Consider the following 3079-nt stretch of genomic DNA (forward strand, 5'->3'; position numbering starts at 1 on the left):
CAATGCTTAATTTTTAAAGCTTACAGTTTTTAAGTAAAATGAAAACTATTGCATTCTTTTTATTCCCTTATTCAACTATACTTCCCCTTTAGTTGAACAACAAAAAAGCCGCCAATTATGGCAGCTCAATCTTCAAGTAGTCGAGTAGAAGGGTGCCTTTCTACCTTGCGGTAAATTGTACTCCTCCCCCCTCACAGAACCGTGCTTGCGCTATTAACGCACACGGCTCCTCCTAGTCATCATTTACAAAATATAGCTAATTTCTTTTCTTAAGTCGTATATATTAACCTTAACTCTTGCGTATGGTAATGGATATTTATTAAGAAAGAGTCTGAATTTATCCCAAGTAAATGATTTCCTTTGACTTCTTCTATTGAGCCATTTAAACAGTAAGTACCCAATTTTGTCTCTGAATTTGTTTACACTTTGAGTATTATCTGTGATGCAATAGTAGTTGTAATAACCTACTAGTGAGCGTTTAAATCTATCCATAATCATATGAATGTCTTTATTTCTGTTAATTTTCAACCATTCTTTAGTTTCTTTTAGTTTAGCTTGGACTTTCTTCCTGCTTGTTCTCCGTTTTACTCGAAATTTCCCTTGTTTACTCCTACCGCAATAGTGTGTAAATCCAAGGAAATCAAAAGTTGCCGGTTTACTTCTTCCCTGTTGATTTGCATCTTGCTCCGCAAACCGCCCGAAGGGTATGATTTTGGTTTTATCCTCAGCTATTTCTAGATTAAATTTCTTTAATCTCAACTTTAATGAATGGAAGAATTGCTCGGCTTCACATTAATATTGAAAACAACAAACAAAATCGTCTGCATATCTCACTATGTATGCTTGACCCTTGCACTGTTTCCTAACCCTTTTCTCAAACCATAGGTCAAGGACATAATGGAGGTATACATTGGCTAATATCGGAGATATTACTCCACCTTGCGGTGTGCCTTTGTCTGTTTTATATTTCTTACCTTCTTCCATGTATCCACCTTTAAGGAATCTACCAATGTTTCTTAGTAGGTTAGGGTCGGCGATTCGCAGTTTTAAGAAATCCATCATCCATGTGTGGTCAACGTTGTCAAAGAATCCTTTAATATCTACATCTACTACATAATTTACTGTTCTCTTTTCAATATAGTGGTTAAGTATTTTCAAAGCATCGTGGCAGTTGCGATTTGGACGGAATCCAAATGAACAGTCTAGAAAATCATTTTCATAGATGGTATTTAGTATTTTCGTAATGCCTCTTTGAACAATCTTATCTTCATGTTCCGGGATCCCCAATGGTCTTTTCTTGTTTGAATTAAGCTTTGGAATATACATTCTCTTTACTGGCACAGGACGATAACTTTTGCTTTTAAGACTATTTAATAAATTCTATATGTTTTCTTTTAGATTTTCACTATATTGCTCTTTAGTTGTACCATTAACCCCAGTTGCCTTCTTGTTAGGTAGCTCCTGGTGACATTGAAATAGTGATTGCTCATTTAATAAATGTGTAAGAGATGTAAATTTCAATTTAGGATTTGATTTTGCTAATTCTGCTATCCTTAGTAGTTTTGTTTCCATTTATTATACCTACCTCTGTGTGTAGTAAATGTGTCCCTAGTAAGGGTGATAACTGGTAGCTAGCCTTTCCTCCATCGGCATTACCCAACTTCATTGGTACTACGCTGCTATCCGACTCCCTACATCTGCATTTGGTTTCCTTGCTTGTTATCGCTTGTACACCATACTCTTCTAAAAAAAAGAAAAGACCGGTAGGGTCTCCCGAGTTGCCGTATCATATCAATGTATAACGTGCCAAGGTCTCTGACTCCAGAGAGGTTTTACCCTTCTTGCCTTTAACGAAAGATAAAATGTAGCTTTCTGCTGTGCGTAAGGCATCATCCCTCTCGATTTACTAACATTATGGAGCTCAATCCCTTCAACCATTTGGCTTTCGGCCCGCCACCTAACTGTCTACGCTTAAAGACTAAAGTTACCTTTAGTCCTCCAAGACTCGCTACGAGCGAATGGCTAGTTCTTTACTCGACGGGAATCCCACCCGCTATATGATACGACCTATGCTCGGCCGCACACGCACCCCGTTAGTTGAGCAACAAAAGTTTTAAGTTTCCTCCTCTCAATACCGACTGACTTTATTAGTTTATTTTTTTATATACTTTGATAAGGCTCTTCATAATTGATGACATAAATATTCCCTAATGAATAATCAAACGTAGGCTCCCAAGCTTGGGGTATCATCAATCGCTTATATATTGACACTTAATCTTTATTCTCCTGCTTTTTCAAAATACCTAAATATTCTTTCCAAGGACCCACGTCCGCTCTGTATCTCTCAGCCATTACCCTTACAATTTGGGCAATGTGAGTTAAATCATGAACAACCCAAGTTGAAAGCATTTCTCTTATCTTGACTGCGCCAAATACAGGGTGTGAACCTGTCAACTCGAGATGCAATTCAGGTTCAATATGAGCCTTAAGTTTACTTATATTTTGCGTTCTTATTGCTTTAAATTCCTGCAACTTTTGGTCAATCGACCTTTGAGACCTTTCGTTTAAGTGCGAATATCGATCAAATGGAGGAAATGGTCGATTGCAACCTTCCTGAAGAATAAATTCTAACCTTGGTATCCAATTATTTTTCTCTCCCTCAATGAGGTGGTCTATCACTTCAAAAGCATTCCAAGTTCCTTCACCTTCATTACAGTGCAGCCATCCTTCCGATAAACCAGATAAAAAATACTCCAGTGTTTGTGGTGTACGCTCTAGCATCTCTATAGCTTCTTTCATGTTAAAATGCATACAACTGCTCCCTACCATAATTACGCCCCATCCATTTGCTATGATTATATTTCTTTAACAATAAACCTACCCTACTATTTCAAAAAAATGCTTTACCCCTATTGAAGTAGTGCACCCGTTAGTGGAATAAGACCCTTTCCAAAAATGAAATTATGAAAATACTCAACCCATAAGCCGTAATTGACTTGTGTAGATTATTTCACTTATTTTCATTTACAACACATCATCGCTTAATCAATCCCGACAGGTCTACTTCTAATACTTTATT

General features: G+C 37.1%; 4 protein-coding genes. All 4 read right to left on the bottom strand.

The features are described from left to right. Positions 1-243: 243 nt before the first annotated feature. Positions 244-759, bottom strand: a complete 516-nt coding sequence (locus ACSU6B_RS28945; protein WP_410889918.1) for a group II intron maturase-specific domain-containing protein — start codon at positions 757-759, stop codon at positions 244-246. 33 nt (positions 760-792) lie between these two features. Then, positions 793-1326 carry a reverse transcriptase domain-containing protein gene (locus ACSU6B_RS28950; RefSeq protein ID WP_410889920.1) on the bottom strand — a complete coding sequence of 178 codons (534 nt, stop codon included), beginning with the start codon at positions 1324-1326 and terminating at the stop codon, positions 793-795. A 54-nt stretch (positions 1327-1380) separates the two neighbouring features. Continuing rightward, complete coding sequence (locus tag ACSU6B_RS28955) at positions 1381-1572, bottom strand: hypothetical protein (protein ID WP_410889922.1); 192 nt, start codon at positions 1570-1572, stop codon at positions 1381-1383. Positions 1573-2271: 699 nt separating this feature from the next. After that, positions 2272-2811: a DinB family protein gene (locus ACSU6B_RS28960; RefSeq protein ID WP_410889924.1), complete on the bottom strand. Its 540-nt coding sequence runs from the start codon at positions 2809-2811 to the stop codon at positions 2272-2274. Positions 2812-3079: the final 268 nt, after the last annotated feature.

It is taken from the genome of Neobacillus sp. C211 (genome assembly GCF_051842875.1).
Lineage (GTDB): Bacteria > Bacillota > Bacilli > Bacillales > Cytobacillaceae > Neobacillus.